General features: G+C 69.3%; 16 protein-coding genes. 4 read left to right on the forward strand and 12 right to left on the reverse strand.

What is annotated here, in order from left to right; genetic code table 11:
* Window positions 1-73 precede the first annotated feature (73 nt).
* Window positions 74-1,210, forward strand: a complete 1,137-nt coding sequence (locus IAI54_RS13910) for a PQQ-dependent sugar dehydrogenase (protein WP_187972908.1) — start codon at window positions 74-76, stop codon at window positions 1,208-1,210.
* 27 nt (window positions 1,211-1,237) lie between these two features.
* Here IAI54_RS13910 and IAI54_RS13915 read toward each other — a convergent pair whose 3' ends face one another.
* A complete protein-coding gene (locus IAI54_RS13915; RefSeq protein ID WP_187972909.1) occupies window positions 1,238-1,648 on the reverse strand; it encodes an MAPEG family protein in 411 nt (136 codons plus the stop codon).
* Window positions 1,649-1,769: 121 nt separating this feature from the next.
* On the opposite strand from IAI54_RS13915, the gene IAI54_RS13920 reads away from it, so the two are divergent.
* Together IAI54_RS13920 and IAI54_RS13925 are read left to right on the forward strand one after the other, a co-directional pair.
* On the forward strand, window positions 1,770-2,228 hold the full coding sequence (locus tag IAI54_RS13920; protein ID WP_187972910.1) for an Rrf2 family transcriptional regulator: 459 nt from the start codon (window positions 1,770-1,772) through the stop codon (window positions 2,226-2,228).
* Entirely contained in the window at window positions 2,221-3,132 is a 912-nt protein-coding gene (locus IAI54_RS13925) for an NAD(P)/FAD-dependent oxidoreductase (protein WP_187972911.1), read from the forward strand. Before IAI54_RS13920 ends, IAI54_RS13925 begins: the two co-directional genes overlap by 8 nt.
* Before the next feature lie 55 nt (window positions 3,133-3,187).
* On the opposite strand, the gene guaB is transcribed toward IAI54_RS13925, so the two are convergent.
* Window positions 3,188-4,690 carry an IMP dehydrogenase gene (gene guaB, locus IAI54_RS13930; protein WP_187972912.1) on the reverse strand — a complete coding sequence of 501 codons (1,503 nt, stop codon included), beginning with the start codon at window positions 4,688-4,690 and terminating at the stop codon, window positions 3,188-3,190.
* Between the two features lie 285 nt (window positions 4,691-4,975).
* Between guaB and IAI54_RS13935 the strand changes: the two genes are divergently transcribed.
* Window positions 4,976-6,391 (forward strand): MFS transporter, encoded by a 1,416-nt coding sequence (locus IAI54_RS13935; protein WP_187972913.1) that lies wholly within the window; start codon window positions 4,976-4,978, stop codon window positions 6,389-6,391.
* 2 nt (window positions 6,392-6,393) lie between these two features.
* Here IAI54_RS13935 and IAI54_RS13940 read toward each other — a convergent pair whose 3' ends face one another.
* The 10 genes from IAI54_RS13940 to IAI54_RS13985 form a co-directional block, all read right to left on the reverse strand.
* A complete protein-coding gene (locus tag IAI54_RS13940) occupies window positions 6,394-7,113 on the reverse strand; it encodes an RlmE family RNA methyltransferase (protein WP_187972914.1) in 720 nt (239 codons plus the stop codon).
* Window positions 7,110-8,492 carry a Ppx/GppA phosphatase family protein gene (locus tag IAI54_RS13945; RefSeq protein WP_420838283.1) on the reverse strand — a complete coding sequence of 461 codons (1,383 nt, stop codon included), beginning with the start codon at window positions 8,490-8,492 and terminating at the stop codon, window positions 7,110-7,112. Before IAI54_RS13945 ends, IAI54_RS13940 begins: the two co-directional genes overlap by 4 nt.
* A gap of 235 nt (window positions 8,493-8,727) precedes the next feature.
* Window positions 8,728-10,308, reverse strand: a complete 1,581-nt coding sequence (locus IAI54_RS13950) for a hydantoinase B/oxoprolinase family protein (RefSeq protein ID WP_187972916.1) — start codon at window positions 10,306-10,308, stop codon at window positions 8,728-8,730.
* A 271-nt stretch (window positions 10,309-10,579) separates the two neighbouring features.
* Window positions 10,580-11,677, reverse strand: coding sequence for a M24 family metallopeptidase (locus IAI54_RS13955; RefSeq protein WP_187972917.1), 1,098 nt, complete (start codon window positions 11,675-11,677; stop codon window positions 10,580-10,582).
* A gap of 152 nt (window positions 11,678-11,829) precedes the next feature.
* Window positions 11,830-13,494: a hydantoinase B/oxoprolinase family protein gene (locus IAI54_RS13960; RefSeq protein WP_210321253.1), complete on the reverse strand. Its 1,665-nt coding sequence runs from the start codon at window positions 13,492-13,494 to the stop codon at window positions 11,830-11,832.
* A 93-nt stretch (window positions 13,495-13,587) separates the two neighbouring features.
* Window positions 13,588-15,663 carry a hydantoinase/oxoprolinase family protein gene (locus tag IAI54_RS13965; protein ID WP_187972918.1) on the reverse strand — a complete coding sequence of 692 codons (2,076 nt, stop codon included), beginning with the start codon at window positions 15,661-15,663 and terminating at the stop codon, window positions 13,588-13,590.
* Window positions 15,664-15,665: 2 nt separating this feature from the next.
* Window positions 15,666-16,163 (reverse strand): GAF domain-containing protein, encoded by a 498-nt coding sequence (locus IAI54_RS13970; RefSeq protein WP_187972919.1) that lies wholly within the window; start codon window positions 16,161-16,163, stop codon window positions 15,666-15,668.
* Window positions 16,150-16,962 carry an ABC transporter ATP-binding protein gene (locus tag IAI54_RS13975; RefSeq protein ID WP_187972920.1) on the reverse strand — a complete coding sequence of 271 codons (813 nt, stop codon included), beginning with the start codon at window positions 16,960-16,962 and terminating at the stop codon, window positions 16,150-16,152. The genes IAI54_RS13970 and IAI54_RS13975 overlap by 14 nt, the downstream gene beginning before the upstream one ends.
* Window positions 16,963-17,203: 241 nt before the next feature.
* On the reverse strand, window positions 17,204-18,094 hold the full coding sequence (locus IAI54_RS13980) for an ABC transporter ATP-binding protein (protein WP_187972921.1): 891 nt from the start codon (window positions 18,092-18,094) through the stop codon (window positions 17,204-17,206).
* Window positions 18,091-18,924 (reverse strand): ABC transporter permease, encoded by an 834-nt coding sequence (locus IAI54_RS13985; protein ID WP_187972922.1) that lies wholly within the window; start codon window positions 18,922-18,924, stop codon window positions 18,091-18,093. The genes IAI54_RS13980 and IAI54_RS13985 overlap by 4 nt, the downstream gene beginning before the upstream one ends.
* Window positions 18,925-19,107 lie beyond the last annotated feature (183 nt).

Below are 19,107 nucleotides of genomic sequence, written 5' to 3' on the forward strand. Positions count from 1 at the left end.
ACGCAGGCGTGATCGGAAACCAGCGTCGGAGACCCTATCTGCCGGGAGGACAATCACGAACACGGAGGCTTCCATGCGTTTACCCCTCGCAATCACCGCCCTGCTCGTCCCGGTGTCGGCGCTCGCCCAGAGTTTCATCGTGACGTCGCAGGACGGCGTGACGATCGAGGCGACCCCGGTCGCCGAGTTCGACGAGCCATGGGCCATGACCTTCCTGCCGGACGGCGAACTGCTCGTCACCGAGAAGCCAGGCAATCTCCTGCTGGTCACGCAGGACGGCACGAAGTCGGAGGTTTCCGGCGTTCCCGAAGTGGCCTATGCCGGCCAGGGCGGGCTGGGAGACGTGCTGATCGGTCCCGACTTCGGCACGACCGGCCATGTCTACATCTCCTATGCGGAACGCGGCGACGACGGCCTGCAGGGTGCCGCGGTGGCGCGGGCGACGCTTTCGCGCGACGGGAGCGAACCCGCCCTTGAGAACCTCGAGGTGATCTGGCGCCAGGAGCCGAAGGTCAGCGGCAACGGTCATTACTCCCACCGCCTCGCCTTCTCGCCGGACGGCGCGCATCTGTTCGTCACCTCCGGCGAACGCCAGAAGCAGACCCCGGCGCAGGACATGGACAGCGCGCTCGGCAAGATCATCCGCCTCAACCCGGACGGCTCGGTGCCGGGCGACAATCCCTTCCAGGACGCGGGTGATCTCGCGAAGAGCTTCTGGAGCGTCGGCCACCGCAACATGCTCGGCATCGCCTTCGACGGCGACGGGCGGCTCTGGACGCACGAGATGGGACCGCGCGGCGGCGACGAGATCAATCTGGTCGAGCCGGGCCGCAACTACGGCTGGCCGGTCGTCTCCTATGGCGTGAACTATTCGGGCGCCGACATCCCCGATCACCCGACCCGGCCGGAGTTCGAGGAGCCGGAAGCGCACTGGACGCCGGTGATCTCGCCGGCCGGGCTGGTGATCTACTCGGGTGATCTGTTTGCCGACTGGCAGGGCGACGCGATCATCGGCGGGCTGTCGGCACAGGCGATCGTGCAGGTCGATCTGGGCGAGCAGAGCGACGGAACGATGGCCCGCGAACTCCGCCGCTTCCCGATGAACGCGCGCATCCGCGAGGTCGAGCAGGGTCCCGACGGCGCGATCTGGGCGCTCGAGGACCGGGCCGGCGGCCGGCTGCTCCGGATCGTCCCGGCCGGCGAAGGCTGAGCCTTCGGCACGAGGCGGCGCTCGCGGTCAGGCGATGTGGACCGCGAGCGCTCCCCACATCGCGCCCAGCGACAGGAAGCCGGCGATGAAGGCCGGCTGCCGGTGTCGGATCCGGTTCGTGGTCACGTGTATGGCCGCGTGCACATAGCGCGACGCCACGAACACCCACGCGAACACGAGCACGACCGCACCCACGCCGCCGCTGGCGAACAGCGCCAGGCAGCAGGCGTGGAACAGCACCGGCAGCTCGAACTGGTTGGCCAGGTTGTTGCGGACGAACAGGCTCTCCGCCGGCTCGTCCCGGTTCTCGCGGAACTGCGAGATCTTCGCGCTGCCGGTCTCCACGGCGCGCTTCCGGCGCAGCGCCATGAGCCCGTAGACGCCGTAGACCAGCGCCACATGCGCGATCATCGGCCAGAAGATGGCATCGGCTTCCATTCTGAGCGTTCTCCTCCCGCGTGCGCATCGGCGCACCCGTCGGCAATAGCATGTCCCGCAGCAACGGACAGCGCGCCTGCGCATCTTGACGCGCCGCCTTTCATGTAACATATGAAGTTACATGAAGCCCGACACGCGCCTCTCCGCCATGCTGCATCTGCTCCTCCACATGGCGGAACGGGAGAATCCGGTGACGTCGGAGGAACTCGCCCGCTACATGCACGGCAACCCCGCCGCCGTCCGCCGGACCATGGCGGGCCTGCGCGGTGCAGGCATCGTCCGGTCGGGCAAGGGTCATGGCGGCGGCTGGACGCTGGGGCGGCCGCTGTCTGAGATCACGCTGGCGGACGTGCATATCGCGCTCGGCGCGCCCGGCCTCTTCGCCATCGGCAGCCGCACGCCCCAGCCGTCCTGCCTGGTCGAACAAGCCGTCAACGCTTCCATGCAGGAGACGCTGGGCGAGGCCGAACGCCTCGTCCACGCAAGGCTTCGCTCCATCACCCTGGCATCGATCGATGCCGATTTCCGCGCCCGCCTGGCGCAGCATCCAACCGCACCGAAGGAACATCGCCATGTTTGACGTCATCGTCATCGGCGGCAGCTATGCCGGCCTCTCCGCCGCCATTCAGGTGGCCCGCGCCCGCCGCCGGGTGCTGGTCGTGGACGCGGGACGGCGCCGCAACCGCTTCGCCCACACCTCCCACGGCTTCCTCGGCCGCGACGGCCACGCGCCGGGCGCAATAGCCGCTGAGGCGCGCGGGCAGCTCCTGGCCTATCCGACGGTGAGCTTCATCGCCGGCGAAGCGGTTTCGGCGACGGGCGGCATCGACGCGTTCAGCGTGACGCTCGCCGACGGGCAGCACGTCGACGGCCGGCGCATCGTGCTCGCCACCGGCGTGGAGGATGTCCTGCCCGACGTCCCGGGCCTCGAAGCGCAATGGGGCGTCGGCGCGATGACATGCCCCTATTGCCATGGTTACGAGCTGAACCGCGGCCGGATCGGCGTGCTGGCCACCGGCCCGATGTCGCTGCACCAGGCGGCGATGCTGCCCGAATGGGGGCAGACGACGCTGTTCGCCAACGGGTTCTTCGAGCCGGGCGATCCCCAGGTCGCCGACCTCGTGCAGCGAGGGGTATCGATCGAGATGGTGCCCGTGACCCGGATCGACGGAGAACCCGGCGCGCCGGTCGCCGTGCTGTCCGATGGCCGGCGCCTTGCCGTCGATGGCCTGTTCGTCGCCACCCGGACCCGGATCGTCACGCCCCTCCCCGCGACGCTCGGCTGCAGGATGGAGGAAGGGCCGCAAGGGTCCTTCGTCGCGACCGACCCGATGAAGGCGACGTCGGTGCCGGGCATCTTCGCCTGCGGCGACGTGGCGAGCCCGATGGCGTCGGTCGCCATCGCGGTCGGTCACGGCGCGATGGCGGGCGCAGCGGTCCATCGCTCGCTGATCTTTCCGCCGCAGATGTCGCAGGCCGCGTGACGGCGCACAGGCCTCCACCGCGCCCCCCGCGGTTCGCCGTGGGCCGGCTGGCTGCTCAGCTCATCCCGGGATAGTTCGGGCTCTCCCGGGTGATCGTCACGTCGTGCGCGTGGCTCTCGCGCAGGCCTGCGCCGGAGATGCGCACGAAGGTGGCCTTGTTGCGGAACTGCTCGAGGTTCGGCGCCCCGACATAGCCCATGGACGCCTTGAGGCCGCCGGCGAGCTGGTGCAGCACGCCGCTGACGGGTCCCTTGTAGGGGACCTGACCCTCGATGCCTTCCGGCACCAGCTTCAGCGTGTCGCGGACCTCCGCCTGGAAGTAGCGATCTGCCGAGCCGCGCGCCATCGCACCCACCGAGCCCATGCCGCGATAGGCCTTGAAGGACCGGCCCTGGTGCAGATAGACCTCGCCCGGGCTCTCCTCCGTGCCGGCGAGCAGCGATCCGATCATCGCCGCGCTCGCACCGGCGGCCAGTGCCTTGGCGAGGTCGCCCGAATACTTGATGCCGCCGTCGGCGACGATGCTGATGCCCTGCCGCTCGGCCACCTCGACCGCCGACATGATGGCGGTGAGCTGCGGCACGCCGACGCCGGCCACGATGCGGGTGGTGCAGATCGAACCCGGACCGATGCCGACCTTCACCGCATCCGCGCCCGCATCGATCAGCGCCTGCGTGCCCTCGCCGGTGGCGACGTTGCCGGCGAGGATGCGCACGGAGTTCGAGAGTTTCTTGGCCCGGGCGACCGCGTCGAGCACGCGCTGCGAGTGGCCGTGCGCGGTGTCGATGACGAGCAGGTCGACGCCGGCCGCGATCAGCCGCTCGGCCCGCTCGAAGCCGTCGTCGCCGACGCTGGTGGCGGCGGCGACCCGCAGCCGCCCCTGCGCGTCCTTGGCGGCGTTCGGGTTCAGCTGCGTCTTCTCGATGTCCTTGACGGTGATCAGCCCGACGCAATGGCCGCGGTGATCGACGACCAGGAGCTTCTCGATGCGGCGCTGGTGCAGCAGCCGCTTGGCCTCTTCCTGGTCGACGCTCTCGCTCACCGTGACGAGGTTCTCCTTCGTCATCAGTTCCGACACCCTCTGAGACGGGTCGGAGGCGAAGCGGACGTCGCGGTTGGTCAGGATGCCGACCAGCCGGCCGTTGCGCTGTCCGCCCGTGCCGCCGTTCTCCACCACCGGGATGCCGGAGATGCCATGCGCCCGCATCAGCGCCTGGGCGTCGCCGAGCGTGGCGTCCGGCCCGATCGTGACCGGATTGACCACCATGCCGGATTCGAACTTCTTGACCTGCCGGACCTCCTCGGCCTGCTGCTCGGGCGACAGGTTGCGGTGAATGACGCCGATGCCGCCGGCCTGCGCCATGGCGATGGCCAGGCGCGATTCCGTCACCGTGTCCATCGCCGCCGACAGGATCGGCACGTTGAGTTCGATGTCGCGGGCGATCACCGTCCGCACGTCGGTCTGCCCGGGCATCACGTCGGAATGGCCGGGTTGGAGGAGGACGTCGTCGAAGGTGAGCGCCTCGGCTCCCGTCGCGGATACGATGATTTTCGCCATGACCATTCCTTCGATGTTCCAGGGGCGGCGGCGGTCCGCTGGACCGCGCCGACAAGACAGTTTCCCGTTGGGAATGGCGGTGGCTGGTACCATGCGTCCGTGACGATGGGAAGGCGCTTCCTCTCGGCCGGGGCGTTTTGCAGCGCCTGGTCCGCCGGCGCCGCCGTACCGGCCCAGCCGAGCGGTCCACGGGTCACTTCGTTGTGGGACAGGACCGAAAGGACCGGGACAATCCGGCGCGCCGCATGCTAACGCCTTCGAAGACAAGATGAATTGGATCGAGAGTTGAACCGCACCATCCCGCTCGTCCTCGCGGTCGCGCTCTTCATGGAGCAGATGGACTCGACCGTCATCGCGACCTCGCTGCCGGCGATCGCCGCCGACATCGGCACCAGCCCGATCGCCCTGAAGCTCGCGCTGACGGCCTATCTCGTCTCGCTGGCGATCTTCATCCCGATCAGCGCCTGGATGGCCGACCGCTTCGGCGCCAAGCGCCTGTTCTGCACCGCCATCGGCGTCTTCGTCATCGGCTCGATCGCCTGCGCGACCGCCGGTTCGCTCGAAGCCTTCGTGATGGCGCGCTTCCTCCAGGGCATGGGCGGCTCGATGATGACGCCGGTCGCCCGGCTGCTGCTGGTGCGCGCGACGCCGCGGCAGAACCTCGTCTCGGCCATGGCCTGGCTGACGATCCCCGGCCTGCTCGGCCCGCTGGTCGGCCCGCCGGTCGGCGGCTTCCTGACGACCTTCCTGAGCTGGCACTGGATCTTCCTCATCAACGTGCCGATCGGCATTCTGGGCATCGCCGCCGCCTGGACCCTGCTTCCCGTGCTCGAGCGCGGCCGCCCGGGCCCGATCGACGGCAGGGGCTTCGTCCTGTCGGCGGCTGCGGCAGCCGGGATCGTCTTCGGCCTGTCGGTGGTGAGCCTCCCCGCCCTCCCGCCCGTCGTCGGCCTGGCGACCCTGCTTGCCGGGATCGCCGCCGGCTTCGCCTATGTGCGCCATGCCCGGAGCACGCCGCGCCCGCTCCTCGACCTCAGCCTGTTCTCCAACCGGGTCTTCTCGGCCGCCATCGTCGGCGGGACGCTGTTCCGGATCGGTGCGGGGGCAACCCCTTTCCTGCTGCCGCTGATGTTCCAGCTCGGTTTCGGGATGACGCCGTTCGAATCCGGCATGCTCACCTTCTCCGCCGCCTTCGGGGCCATCGGCATGAAGTTCCTCGCCACGACGGCCCTGCGCCGCGGCGGCTTCCGCCGCGTCCTGGCGGGCTCGGCGATCGGCGGCGCCTTCTTCCTCGGGCTCGCCGCCGTCTTCACGCCGCAGACCCCCGCCTGGGCAATCATCGCCACGCTGATCGCCGGCGGCTTCCTGCGCTCGCTCTTCTTCACCTCGGCCAATGCGCTGATCTTCGCCGACATCGGCGACGAACGCGCCGGCCAGGCGACAGCCATCGCCTCGGTGTTCCAGCAGATCTCGATCGCGCTCGGCGTGGCGCTGGCCGGCGGCATCCTGGAGGGGGTGACCGTGGCGACCGGAACGCCGCTCGGCGTCGATGCCTTCGGCATCGCCTTCGTCGTCGTGGCCATCGTCACCGCGACGGCGGCGCTGCCCTTCCTGCGACTGCCGCCGGATGCCGGTTCTTCAGTCTCCGGACACCGGATCGGCGGAGACAACGCCCGCAGCCAGGTCGTACCGCCGAAATAGGGTCAGGCCTCCGGGGGAGCCGGCGGCGTCTGGACCCGGCCCTTGAAGCCCTTCGCGAACAGATAGAGCTCGACGGATTCGGCGCGCGAGGCCGGCGGCTTGACGTGGTGGACCGACGCGAAGTTCTTCTTGAGCATGTCGAGGACCACGTCCTCCGCGCCGCCCTGGAAGGTCTTGGCGAGGAAGTGTCCGCCGGGCTTCAGGACGCTGACGGCAAAATCGGCCGCCACCTCGCACAGATGCATGGTGCGGATGTGATCGGTCCGGCGATGTCCGGTCGTGGGCGCCGCCATGTCGGAGAGAACGACGTCCGGTGCGCCGCCCAGCATCGCCATCAACCGGTCCGGCGCATCCGGTTCGAGGAAGTCCATCTTGAGGAACGCGACGCCGGGGATCGCATCCATATCCAGATAGTCGATGGCGACGACCGACGGCGCGTCGTTGGTCGAGCCGATGCGGCTTGCCGCGACCTGGCTCCACCCGCCGGGGGCCGCGCCGAGGTCGATCACCTTCGTGCCGGGCCTGAGGATCTTGTAACGGTCGTCGATCTCGATCAGCTTGAAGGCCGCGCGGGAGCGGAAGCCTTCGGCCTTGGAGCGGTGAACGTAGGGATCGTTCATGTGCCGCTCGAGCCAGCGGCGCGACGAGTTCTTCAGTCCGCTCTTCTTCTTGATGCGGGTCTTGAGCGCGCGCGGCCCGGAGCCGCCGGTGGGCTTCTTCATGTCCGTGCCCGCTCCCGCTCGCGGCCGCGCCGCCATGCCCCGTCTTCTGCCATGAGTTCGGCCAGGATACCCTCGCGCAGGCCGCGGTCGGCGACGCGCAGGCGCTGCGAGGGCCAGACTCGCCGGATCGCCTCGAGGATGGCGCAGCCGGCAAGCACGAGATCGGCGCGGTCCGGCCCGATGCAGGGATTGGCGACCCGCTCGTGAAACTCCCAGCCGACCAGCCGCTCGATCATGCGGTCGATGTCCTGCGACTGCATCCACAGCCCGTCCACCCGGCGCCGGTCGTAGCGCGGCAGGTCGAGATGGATGCCGGCGAGCGTCGTCACCGTGCCCGACGTGCCGAGCAGGTGGAAACGGTCGCCGCGCGCGATCGCGCCGAGCTTCTCGCGGCCTTCGAAGGCGTCGAGCATGCGCGCGACGTCCTCGACCATGGCGGCATAGATCTCCGGCGTCACGTGACGGCCGCCGAAACGCTCCGACAGCGACACGACGCCGACCGGCAGCGACGTCCAGGAGACGATGTGGTCGGCCAGCCGCCCCGTTCGCCGCGCGGACATGTCGATCAGCGCGATCTCGGAGGAGCCGCCACCGATGTCGAACAGCACCACGCCCTCGGTGTCGCGATCGACCAGCGACCCGCAGCCCGATACGGCCAGCCGCGCCTCGGTCTCGCGGTCGATGATCTCCAGCACGAGGCCGGTCTCGTCGGCCACCCGGGCCAGGAACTCGACGCCGTTCTCCGCCGAGCGGCAGGCCTCGGTGGCGATCAGCCGCGCCTTGCGGATCTCGCGCCCGGCGAGCTTCTCCGCGCAGTGCTTCAGCGCCTCGACGGCCCGGTGCATCGCCTGGTCGCCGAGACGGCCCGAGCCCGACAGCCCCTCGCCCAGCCGCACGATCCGCGAGAAGGCATCGACGACGCGGAACTGGCCCGGCCGCGTCGGCACGGCGACGAGCAGCCGGCAGTTGTTCGTGCCGAGGTCGAGCGCCGCATAGGCATGCGGACGCGTTTCGGTGCCGCCCGCAGCACCGCGCGGCTCCACGGGGTCGGGCGCCGGCTGCGCGGGCAGCGGCTTCGCCGAAGGTTTGGCCGCCACGGGCGCCGCGACCACGCCCTCGGCGCCGTCGCGGGCGAAGACCTTGCGGCCACGCCGTCGCTTGCGCTTCTTCTTCTGCTGCTGGAGGTTCGGCTGCTGGGACTCGGGCTTTCCCGGACGGGACGCGGGCGCGCCCTGCGTCGGCGCCGCCTGCTTCTGCCCCGTCCTGCGACGCCCGCGCCTCTTCCTGGCCCGTCCGCCCCGGGAAGCCTCGCCGCCCGACGGTTGCCCGCCGAATTCGAGGTCGTTCACGCTTTCATCCTTCCGTCGCCGCGCTTCCATCCCGGATGCTGCAGGCGCGATCATCTTGAGTTGGAGGCAATGTAACAGCCGGCCGGCCATTCGCCAAATGGTTTGGCGGCGAAGCGGTGGCGGGCGCTGCCGGCCGCTGCATAGCCGTCGAAGCGCGGCCGCAGGAGGCACGGAAAATGCGGGGCCAGTTTAGTCAACGCGGGTGACCCCGCGGCGCCGTTCGAAAGGCTGCGACCCGGAATTCAGTAGACTGGCCCCGTATTCTCTATACCCCTGCCCTGCCCCAGCCGCCGCCATTGGCGGTTTCGATCAGCACTTCGTCGCCAGGTTCGAGCCTGACGCCGCTGGCGAAGGTGAGGCGCGCGCGGCGGCCGTCGGGGTGGAGGACGGAGAGGCCGTTGACGCCGCCGGATGCGCCACCCTCGAGGCCCCAGACGGGTTCCTTCGCGCGGCTGTAGCCGGCCGAGAGCACGGCGGGCGCGCGCAAGCGGTAGAGGGTCTGCAGGCCCTTGCCGCCCGAATGCAGTCCGGCGCCCGCGTCGCCCTCGTTCAGGCGCTTGAAGGCGACGTCGAGGCCGTAGCGCGCCTCGCAGATCTCGACCGGGCAGTTGAAGGTCTCGCCGTGGTTGGCCGAGTACATGGCGTCGAGCCCGTCGCGCGTGGCGGTGGCGCCCCAGCCGCCCATCTGCGGCTCGACCATGGTGAAGCGGCGCGCGGTGTCCGGATGGTGACCGGCGATCACGGTGCCGCAGATCGAGGCGAAGGAACCGGCCGGCAGCCGCTCCGGCAGCGCGCGCGCCATGCACTGCCACAGCATGTCGGCCAGCCGGATGCGGGTCTCGAAGTAATAGCCGTGCGGCGCCGTGCCGGTGGCGTGGAAGATGGTGCCGGGCTCGGTGATCACCTCCAGCGCCCGGAACGAGCCGGCATTGGCAAACAGCGTCGGGTCGGTCAGCGCCTTGAAGATCATCTGGGCGGAAATGACGGCGCCGTCGCGGCTGGTGTTGTAGGGCGCCGCGCGCTGCGCCGGATTGCCGGTGAGGTCGACGGTGAAGCGGTCATGCGCGATGGTGATCGAGGCCTGCCAGAGCGCCCCGTCGTCCTGGCGCTCCTCGATGCGGAACGTGCCGCGCGGCAGCGTGGCGAGGCCGGCGCGGCCGCGCCGCTCGCCCTCTTCGAACAGCGAGGCCAACGCGGCGTGCCAGGCGTCGAGCCCATAGGTCCCGACCAGCTGGCGGATGCGGGTCTCGGCCTTGCGGCTCGCCGCCACCTGCGCCCACAGATCGCCCTGGACGAAATCCGGCAGGCGCGAATTGGCGGCGATGATGTCGAAGACCGGGGAGATCGGCGCCCCGTCCGCGAACAGCTTCACGGCCGGCAGGCGCAGCCCCTCCTGGAAGATCTCCGACACGTCGACCGCCATCGAGCCCGGCGTCTTGCCGCCGACGTCGTTCCAGTGCGCGATCGAGGCGGCCCAGGCGACGAGCGTGCCTTCGGCGAAGACCGGCAGGGCGATGACGACGTCGTTGAGATGCGTGACGCCGCCGAAATAGGGATCGTTGGTGATGAAGCAGTCGCCGGGCCGGATGCCGTCGCGACCGTGCAGGTCGACGATGCGCCGGACCGCCTTGTCGAGCACGCCGACGAAGGTGGGGATGCCGGCGCCCGACGAGACCAGTTCGCCCGCCGGATCGGTGATGCCGGTGCCGACGTCGAGCACCTCGTAGATGATCGGGCTCATGGCGGTCTTCTTCAGCACCGCGAACATCTCGTCGGCGGCGGCCACCAGCGAGGACTGGATGACGGAGGCGGTGATGGGGTCAGGGGTGGTGCTTCCGGTGGTCATGTCTGCCTCGTCATGGTCTCGTTGTACTGCCGCTGGCGAGGTCGCGCTCGACGATACCCCCCTCTGCCTGCCGGCATCTCCCCCTCAAGGGGGGAGATCGGTTGCCTCTGTCGTCTCGCCCGATCGCCAACGTTGAAGGAGGGGTGCCGCCATCGAAGCTGCCGATCTCCCCCCTTGAGGGGGAGATGCCCGGCAGGGCAGAGGGGGGTGCCATAAGGCCCTACGACTGAAAGAACGGGCACGGTCCCCGACCCGCCGAACGCCCGCCCCCCTATCGCGCCACGTGGAGGTCGCGCGGAAGCGTGGACAAAATCTCCGGGCCGTCGGCGCGCAGGATGACGATCTCCTCCAGGCGGATGCCGAAGCGGCCGGGGATGTAGATGCCGGGCTCGATGGAGAAGACCATGCCCTCTTCCAGCACCGTCTCGGACGTCGCCGTGACGTAGGGCGGCTCGTGGCCGTCGATGCCGAGACCGTGGCCGGTGCGGTGGACGAAGTATTCGCCGTAGCCGGCATCGGCGATGACGCGCCGCGCCGCGGCGTCGACCTCCCTGGCCAGGACGCCGGGCCGCGCCGCGGCGAGAGCGGCCTGCACCGCCTTCTCGACGATCGAATGGATCTGGCCGTAGCCCTCCGGCGGTTCGCCGACGACAGCCATGCGGGTGATGTCGGAGGGGAAGCCTTCCTTGCGGCCGCCGATGTCGATGACGATGGCGTCGCCCTCGGCCAGCTGGCGGTCGCCGGTCTGGTGGTGCGGGAAGGCACCGTTGGAGCCGGCGCCGACGATCCAGAAGGCGGGCACGGCGCCCTCCGAGGCGAAATAGTCGCGCACGATCTGGGCGACCTGCCTTTCGGTCAGGCCGGGCCTGATGGCGGAGAACGCCGTCTGCATGGCGCGGTCGGCGATGGCGGCGTTCATCTTCAGCTTCGCGAATTCCCGCTCGTCCTTGACCATGCGCAGACGCCCCAGCGTGCGTTCGGTGAAGGCGTGCTTCGCCCCCGGCAGCGCGCCGAGCACCAAGAGCGCGAAGTCGGCGCGCATGGTCTCGTCGAGCACGACGCTCGCGGCCTGAGCGGCGCCGACATCCGCGAGGGCGGCGGCGAGCGCTTCGTTCGGCCCGAGATCGTCGCTCCAGGTGTGGAAGGCGATGTCGGTGGATTCGCGCGTGCCTTCGGCGTTCAGCACCGGCATCAGGAAGGCCTCGCGCTTCGGACCGACCAGCAGCAGGCAGGGGCGTTCGTCGGGATGGGGATGGAAGCCGACGAGCCAGTCCATGTGCGAGCCGGGCGCGACGGCGACGAGATCGACGTTCTCGGCGGCCATGGAGCGGCGCAGGCGGGCCAGGCGGTCGGCGGTGGGATGGGTCATGATGTCCTCGTGTCTCCTCGGTCGGGCGCGGGCCGGAACTTGGCCGCACCGCGCGCCGGAATGGATTGCTGCGGGAAGACGGCGGGGACGGATGCCCCTCCGTCCCCGCCGCCCGCACGGCCTTCCGCGCGGATGCGGAAGGCGGGCTCGCGCTAGCCGGTGTAGCCGTAGACCTCGCGGGCCCGCTCCGGCGTGATCAACCCGTTGCGGATGTCGTCGGCCACCGCCGTGCGGTCGCGCTCTCTCGGATCGCCGATGCCGCCGCCATTGCCGGTGACGACGCGGATGACGTCGTCGGTATGGGTGACGAGGCCGGAGACGAAGGAGAAGGTCTCGCGCGACCCGTCCTTGCGGATCACCTCGACATAGTTGGGCGAGCCCTCGTTGCCGCCGTCGAGCGCCCAGGGCGGGAACTTCGACCGGGTGTAGCCGGCGGTGAGGAAGCCGTTGTCGGCCCGCACCCGGTAGTCCATGACGATGCCGCGGCCGCCGCGATGGCGGCCCTCGCCGCCCGGGGCGACGTTGAGCTCCATGCGGTCGACATAGAGCCCGTTGCGCGCCTCGTTGATCTCGGCCGGGCAGTTGTAGGTCTCGCCGTGGAAGCCGCAGAAGATCGCGGAATTGCCGTCGCCGCCGCGGCTTGCGCCCCAGCCGCCGAGCTGCGGCTCGATGATCGTGTACTGGCGCCCGGTGTCGGGGTGGATGCCGCCGATGAAGGTGCCGCACACGCTCGCGAAATGGCCGGACGCCAGCCGTTCCGGCATGTGCTGGGCGAGGCACCGCCACATGATGTCGTACACGCGCAGCTCGATCTCGTAGTAGAAGCCGATCGGCGCCGGCTCCTTCGCATGGAAGACCGAGCCCTCGCGGGTGAGCAGCCGGATCGGCCGGAACGAGCCCTCGTTGGCCGGCGAATAGGGATCGGTCAGCGACTTGAAGATCATCTGCGCGGCGACCATGACGCCGTCGCGCGAGGTGTTGACGGGGTTCGGAGACTGGTCCGGATTGTCGAGCAGGTCGACCTCGAAAGCGTCGTCGGAGATGGTGATCTTCACGTTGAAGATGCGGCCGTCGTCCTGCTCCTCGGAGAGTTCGAACGTGCCCTTGGGCAGGTCCTTCAGCGCCTTCAGCGACACCTCCTCGCCGAAGTCGAGGAAGGAGGCCATGGCGTTCTGGAAGGTGGCGGTGCCGTATTTGTCGGCGATCTCGACGAGGCGCCTGGCCCCGATGCGCACCGAGGCGATGGCCGCCCAGACATCGCCTTCGAGCACGTCGGGCATGCGCGAATTGACCTTGATGATCTCCATCACCGAGCGGATCGGCTCGCCCTTGGCGATGATCTTGATGGCGGGCAGGCGAAGGCCCTCCTGGAAGATTTCGGTCGCCTCGCCGGTGAGCGAACCGGGAGCCATGCCGCCGACGTCGGAATTGTGGGCGATGTTGGCGGTCCAGGCGATCAGCGTGTCGCCGGCAAAGACCGGCATGGCGACGACGATGTCGTTCAGATGCGTGACGCCGCCGTAATAGGGATCGTTGGTGGCGAAGACGTCGCCGGGCTGGATGTCGCCGGGCTTGTCGTACTTGGCGACGATCACCTTCACCGCCTTGTCGAGCACGCCGATGAAGGCGGGGATGCCGGCCCCCGACGACGCCAGCGCGCCCCTGGCGTCGGTGATGCCGGTGCCCATGTCGAGCACCTCGTAGATGATCGAACTCATCGCGGTCTTCTTCATGACCGCGAACATCTCGTCGGCCGCCGCCTGCAGCGAGTTCTGGATGATTTCGAGCGTGATGGGGTCGTTCGACATGTCAGGCATGGTGGCCTCCGTGGTTCGATGAGTTCCCGTGACGCGAGGCACCCCCCCTCTGGCCTGCCGGCCGGGGGGGGTGAAGCGCGCGAAGCATGGACGTCATGACGCCAGCGTGATGTGGATGTTGCCGTAGCCGTCGATCGCGACCTGGTTGCCGGGATGGATGACGACCGTGGTGCCGGGATCCTCGACGATGGCGGGGCCTGCGAAGGCCATGCCGGGCTCGAGCTTCGTGCCGTCGTAGATCGCGGCGCGGTGGATGCCCTCCAGCGCGTAGTCGACGTCGCGGTGGCCCTTGAGCGCGGCGTCGGCCGTCGCGCCGGTGGGCTCGCGCTTCGCCATGGTGAGCTTGCCGACCTCGGCCGAGGCGACGAGATGGATGCCCACCATCTCGACCGGCGCGCCGAGCCGGTAGGTGTATTCTCGCTCGTAGGTCTCGTGGAAGGCGGCCTGGATCTCGGCGAGGCGCCCGTCGGTGATCGCGCCACCGGGGATGAGCACCTCGGTCGTGTGCTCCTGGTTCTGGTAGCGGAACTTGCCGTAGCGCAGCATGCGGACCTTGTCGGCCGCCACGCCCTCGGCGGCGAACTGCGCCCGTGCCCGCTCTTCCGTCTCGGCGAAGATCGCCTCGATGCCGGCGGCCGAGCCCGGCGTCAGTTCGGCGAGGCGGGTGACGAAATAGTCGCGGCGCAGGTCCGACATCATCATGCCCCAGGCCGAGAAGACCGAGGCGCCGGCCGGCACCACGACCTTCTTCACGCCGAGTTCCTGGCCGAGCGCCACGCCGTGCATGGCACCGCCGCCGCCGAAGGCCACCAGCGTGAAGTCGCGCGGGTCGTGGCCGCGGTTGAGCGAGACGAGCTTCAGCGCGTTGACCATGTTGTTGTTGGCGATGCGGATGATACCGCGCGCCGCCTCCGTGGCGTCGATGCCGAGCTTCGCCGCCACGCCCGACAGGGCCGTCTCGGCGGCCGCCATGTCGGCCACGACCTCGCCGCCGCAGAAATAGTCGCGGTTGATGCGGCCGAGCCAGAGATTGGCGTCGGTGGTGGTGGCGTTGGTGCCGCCGCGGCCGTAGGCGGCCGGGCCGGGCATGGCGCCGGCCGACTGCGGGCCGACATGCAGCTTGCCGAAATCGTCGACCCAGGCGATCGAGCCGCCGCCATTGCCGATCTCGACCAGGTCGACGACGGGCACCATGATCGGGTAGCCGGCCGAGGTGCGGTCGCGCTCGATCCAGTAGTCGGTCTTGATCTTGACCGCACCGTCCTCGATCAGCGAGCACTTGGCCGTGGTGCCCCCGATATCGAGTGCCAGCACGTTGGGTTCGCCGATCAGCTTGCCGAGCTCGGCCGCGCCCCAGAAGCCGGAGGCCGGGCCGGATTCGACCATGGTGATCGGGATCTTCGACACGGAATCGAGCGAATCGACGCCGCAGTTCGACTGCATGATGTAGGGGCTGCCCTTCAGCCCCTGCTCCTTCAGGCCGCCGGCCAGACGCGACAGATAGCGCTCGGCGATCGGCTGGACATAGGCCGACAGGACGGCGGTGTTGGTGCGCTCGTATTCGCGCCATTCGCGGGTGATCTGGTGCGAGGCGACGGCCGAGACCTCCGGCCAGAGCCGCCGCAGCTCCGCCATCGCCGCCTCCTCGTGCGCGGGATCGGCATAGGAGTGCAGGAAGGAGATGGCGACCGCCTGGACGCCGTCGGCCCGGAAGTCTGCGACGATGCCCGGCAGGGCCGACAGGTCGAGCGGCTTCAGCTCCTCGCCCTTGTAGGAGATGCGGCCGGGCAGTTCGCGGCGCAGATAGCGCGGCACGAAGGGCTTCGGCTTCTGGTAGTGCAGGTTGAAGAAATCCGGCCGGTTGCCGCGCGCGATCTCCAGCGTGTCGCGGAAGCCTTCGGTGGTGACGAGCCCGACCTTGACGCCCTTGCGCTCGGTCAGCGCGTTGATGACGACCGTGGTGCCATGCGCCAGGAAATCGACCGACGCCGGATCGATGCCGGCCTTGGCCAGCACGTTGAGCACGCCCTGCTCGAAATTCGGCGGGGTGGTGTCGGACTTGGCGGTGACGATGCGTGCCGCGCCGGTGGCGGTATCGGTCTCGAAGCAGACGAGGTCGGTGAAGGTGCCGCCGACGTCGGTGGCGACGCGGATGGTGGTCTCGCCCATGGTCAGGCTCCCTTGGTCATGCGCTGGAGGAGAAGCAGGCAGACGAGGCCGGGCAGCTTCAGCGCCTCGGCCGCGGCCACCCGCTCGGGCGTATAGTGCCCTGCGACGTCGAGGCAGTTGATGGTCCCGGCGACTTCGCCGTCGATCAGGATCGGCACGTTCATGACGCTCTCGCAGCCGAGCGAACGGATCTGCTCCCAGTCACCGAACACGTCGGCGATCGCCTCGATGTCGTTGGCGACGAAGGTCTTCTTCTCCGCGATGACCTGGCGCGACCAGTCGGTCTCGTTGGCAGGCTTGGTGCCCGAGACGGGATAGGCGTCGGGCATGTTGGAATAGACGCGTGCATTGACCCGTTGCGCCCGGTCGCTGGTCATGACGGTGAAGAGCTTGGCTCCGACGACCTGCTGCGTGAGCGCGCAGAGCGCGTCGAGGGCGGCCTGCGGCTGGCCGGTGCCGCCGGCGGCGAGGAGGAAGGGGGTATAGTCAGGCACGTTCATTGTCGTTCTCCATGAGACGGTCGCGCAGCCGCACCTCGTCGGCGGTGACGACCGGAACGGCGCCGATCAGGCGTCGCGTGTAGGGGTGGTGGGGATCGGAGAAGATGGTCTCCGTCGGGTTCAGCTCGACCAGCCGGCCGCGCTCGAAGACGGCGACGCGGTCGGCGACGTTGCGCACGACCGACAGGTCGTGGGTGATGAACACATAGGTGAGGCCGCGGCTTTTGCGCAGATCGTTCAGGAGCTTGAGCACGCGCGCCTGCACCAGCACGTCGAGCGCGGAGGTCGGCTCGTCGAGCACCACGAGATCGGACTGGCAGGCGAGCGCGCGGGCGATGGCGACACGCTGGCGCTGACCGCCCGACAGCGCGTCGGGGGCGCGCCTTGCATAGTCGGCCGGCAGGCCGACGTCTTCGAGGAGTTCGCCGACGCGGCCGGCGCGATCGGCCCGCGGGCCGAGGTCGTGCACGTCGAGCGGCAGCCGCAGCGAGGCGCCGATGGTGCGCCGCGGGTTGAGCGAGGAGAGCGGGTTCTGCTGCACCAGCTGGATCGCGCGGCGATGGGCGAGCGTCCGGGCAGTCGGAAGCGCCGCGCCCTTGAAGGCGATGGTGCCGGCGGTCGGCGGGTAGATGCCGAGGATCATGTTGGCGATGGTCGACTTGCCCGACCCGCTTTCGCCGACGATCGCCAGGCATTCGCCCTGGACGACGTCGAAGGACACGTCGTCGACGGCGCGAACCTCGTGGCGGCCTTGCGTGAAGGTCTTGGAGACGCGGTCGAGGGACAGCAGCGCGGTCATGGGCGGTGGTCCGATGATGCGCCGGGACGCGGATGTTCCAGGATGATTCGGAGACGGCGGGCCGGTGAACCCCCACCCCTTACCCCTCCCCTCAAGGGGGAGGGGGACCGCGAAGGCGCAGTTCGTCGGGATTCCGGTCGAAGGGCGAGCATTGGCGCTGGGTGTGCCCCTCCCCCTTGAGGGGAGGGGTAAGGGGTGGGGGTACTGCCGGGCGAGGCGGTGGGCCGCGATTGGATCGTCATCACCCCGCCTCCCCCGGCTCTTCACATCCCTCGTGCACCACCATCGGCGCGAAATAGCTGTCCGACACGTCCTCGATCTCGGGAATGCCGCCGCCGGTGATGCGGGGGACGGCGGCGAGCAGGGCGCGGGTATAGGGGTGGCGGGGGTCGGCGAAGAGATCGGCCGAGCGGCCGTGTTCGACGATGCGGCCCTTGTAGATGACGTAGACGCGGTCGGCGAATTCGCGGACCACGCCGAGATTGTGCGAGATGAACAGCACCGAGGTGCCGTGCTTCTCGACCAGGTCGCGCATCAGCGCCAGGGTCTGCGCCTGCACGGTGACGTCCAGCGCGGTGCCCGGCTCGTCGGCGATCAGAAGCGACGGCTCGTTGGCGAGCGCCATGGCGATCATGACGCGCTGGTTCATGCCGCCCGACAGCTGGAACGAATAGGAATCGAGCGCGCGCGCCGGATCGGGGATGGCGACGTCGGCCAGCGCTGCCTCGGCCTTCTCCCGCGCCTGCGCCTGCGAGATGCCGGGCACGGCGCGCTTCAGCACCTCGTGGAACTGCGCGTCGATCGTGTAGACGGGGTTGAGCGAGGAGGTCGGGTCCTGGAAGATCATCGACATGCGGGTGCCGCGCAGGGCGTGACGCTGGCGTGCCGACAGGCTGGACAGGTCCTTCCCCTCGAAGGAGACGAGGCCGCCGATGCGCGCGGTCTTCAGCTGCTGCAGCAGGCCGAGCACGATGCGCGCGGTGACCGACTTGCCCGAGCCGCTTTCGCCGACGAGCGCCACGCGCTCGCCCTTCCCGACGTGCAGCGAGATGCCGTGCAGCACGTCGACCTGCCCCGACCAGCCGCGGAAGCCGAGGGTGAGGTCGCGGAGGAGAAGCGTCGGCGCCGTCACTGGCCGCCTCCGAGCACGTCGCGCAGCGCGTCGCCGACGAGGTTGAAGCCGAAGACGGCGACCAGGATGGCCAGCCCCGGGAAGACGGTGAGCCACCAGGAATCCGGCAGGTACTTGGCGCCGTCGGCGACCATCGAGCCGAGATCCGGCGTCGGCGGCTGCACGCCGAGCCCCAGGAAGGAGAGCGACGAGGCGATGAGGATGACGAAGCCGAGGTCGAGCGTCATCTTGGTGACGATCGAGGGGACGCAGTTGGGCAGGATCTCGCGGAAGATGACATGCGCCTTCGACGCGCCGATCACCTCGGCGGCGAGCACGTAGCCCTCCTCCTTCTCGGATCGGGCGAGGTTGTAGACGAGCCGCGTGTACCAGGGCCACCACATGGCGGTGACCGCCAGCATGCCGTTGGTGAGCGTGGGCTGCAGCAGGCCCATCATCGACATGGCGAGCACCAGCGGCGGGATTGACAGGAAGACGTCGGTGACGCGCATCAGCACGTATTCGGTCCAGCCGCCGAGATAGCCGGCGACGAGCCCGATGGTGACGCCGACCGGCACGGCGATGACGAGCACCACGACGCCGAGCAGGAGCGAGATGCGATAGGCGTAGAGGATGCGCGAGAACAGGTCGCGACCGACGAGATCGGTGCCGAAGACGTAGGGCCATTCCGGCGGCTTGTTGAAATTGGCGAAGTCGACCACGGCGCCCGCATGGCTGGGGAACGGCGCGATGACGTCGGCGAAGACCGCCGACAGCACGACGAGCGCCACGAGGAACAGGCCGAGGGCCGAGAGCGGGTTGCGCAGGAGGATGGAGAGCGTGCGCTTCATCAACGGAGGGTCCTTCCATGCGTTCGCTGGAAGACCGTCGCGCGTACGATACCCCCCTCTGCCTTGCCGGGCATCTCCCCCTCGAGGGGGGAGATCGGCAGCTTCGGCGGCCCCGCTTTTCTTGCGACGCTGGAGATTGGCGAACGCATCGATGACAGCCGATCTCCCCCCTCGAGGGGGAGA

This window comes from Aquibium microcysteis (assembly GCF_014495845.1).
Classification (GTDB): Bacteria; Pseudomonadota; Alphaproteobacteria; order Rhizobiales; family Rhizobiaceae; genus Aquibium; species Aquibium microcysteis.